The 1545-nt window shown below is 58.4% G+C and carries 3 protein-coding genes; all 3 read right to left on the bottom strand.

The genetic code is table 11. The features are described from left to right. Window positions 1–545: twin-arginine translocase subunit TatC (gene tatC, locus Y707_RS0102220; protein ID WP_035780005.1), on the bottom strand; the 545-nt coding region annotated here is incomplete at its 3' end. 5 nt (window positions 546–550) lie between these two features. Next, entirely contained in the window at window positions 551–841 is a 291-nt protein-coding gene (tatA, locus tag Y707_RS0102215; RefSeq protein WP_026533874.1) for a Sec-independent protein translocase subunit TatA, read from the bottom strand. Window positions 842–909: 68 nt separating this feature from the next. Next, on the bottom strand, window positions 910–1170 hold the full coding sequence (locus Y707_RS0102210; RefSeq protein ID WP_035780004.1) for a twin-arginine translocase subunit TatC: 261 nt from the start codon (window positions 1168–1170) through the stop codon (window positions 910–912). Between the last annotated feature and the right edge of the window lie 375 nt (window positions 1171–1545).

Here is a 1545-nt window from a genome sequence, read left to right as displayed (position 1 = left end):
AGGAAGGCGATGCCGAAGGCCAGCAGCAGGCGCATCACGAAGGTCAGGTAGAGCTGGGCGGTGATGACGTTGGAGCCGCCTTCGGGGGTGAAGCTTAGTAATGCCCGCACGGCGTTGGGCAATACCAGCCAGGCCAGGAATACTCCTCCAACGAATAACGGCACCGATATGGCCATGAAGGAGAGCGCGATCCGGCGCTCTTTATCTTTTAAGCCTGGAGTGATGAATGCCCACATTTGGTAGAGCCAGATGGGGCTGGAGACGAGCAGGCCCAAAAACAGGGATGTCTGGACCATCAGGTCGAACGAGGATGCCACGCCGTCGAAGTTGATGCTGGCGAATCGGTCTTCGTTTTCGGCGACGTTCATGATCGGCTCTATGAGCTGGCTGAAAAGCGGATTATAGAGGAGAAATCCCGCGACGGCTCCGAGGACAAGAGCGGCCGCGCTCTTTATAAGTCTGTTGCGGAATTCGCGCAGGTGCTCCCCGAGAGCCATCCGGGCTTGTCGGTTGCCCTTGCGTCCCCGGCCTGTTGCCAGTGCCATGAGCCTTAGGAACTACGCTCGGAGGCCGGTTCTGTTGTTTCTGCCGTGCCGTTATCGTGGTGGTCTGAACGGTGCGTGTTCTTCCGTGGATTGACTACCCGTCCTTCGACCGGCCCGGAATCGGCCTCAGAGTCCGTATCCGGGTCGTCCTTCATCTGCTTCACTTCTGATTTGAAAATCCGGAGCGACTGACCGATGCTGCGTGCCATTCCGGGAAGCTTGGGTGCTCCAAAGAGCAGCAGCGCCAGAATAATGATGATGATGATGGGCAACGGGCTGTCGAAGAGCTTTCCCATGGAAGAGATCCTTTCGTTTCAAACATCGTAAGTCATCGGCTAAGGGTTTGTGGGGAATAATCTTGTTTTCAGTTGCCGGGCTGGCCGGGCAGAGGGCGAAACCCGCCGGCGCAGGTCGGGGCCGAACGGTCTTCGTTTTCGGCGACGTTCATGATCGGCTCTATGAGCTGGCTGAAAAGCGGATTATAGAGGAGAAATCCCGCGACGGCTCCGAGGACAAGAGCGGCCGCGCTCTTTATAAGTCTGTTGCGGAATTCGCGCAGGTGCTCCCCGAGAGCCATCCGGGCTTGTCGGTTGCCCTTGCGTCCCCGGCCTGTTGCCAGTGCCATGAGCCTTAGGAACTACGCTCGGAGGCCGGTTCTGTTGTTTCTGCCGTGCCGTTATCGTGGTGGTCTGAACGGTGCGTGTTCTTCCGTGGATTGACTACCCGTCCTTCGACCGGCCCGGAATCGGCCTCAGAGTCCGTATCCGGGTCGTCCTTCATCTGCTTCACTTCTGATTTGCAAGAGCGGCCGCGCTCTTTATAAGTCTGTTGCGGAATTCGCGCAGGTGCTCCCCGAGAGCCATCCGGGCTTGTCGGTTGCCCTTGCGTCCCCGGCCTGTTGCCAGTGCCATGAGCCTTAGGAACTACGCTCGGAGGCCGGTTCTGTTGTTTCTGCCGTGCCGTTATCGTGGTGGTCTGAACGGTGCGTGTTCTTCCGTGG

It is taken from the genome of Arthrobacter sp. H14 (assembly GCF_000520495.1).
Classification (GTDB): Bacteria; Actinomycetota; Actinomycetes; order Actinomycetales; family Micrococcaceae; genus Arthrobacter_C.
This window is presented reverse-complemented; position numbering and strand designations above follow the sequence as displayed.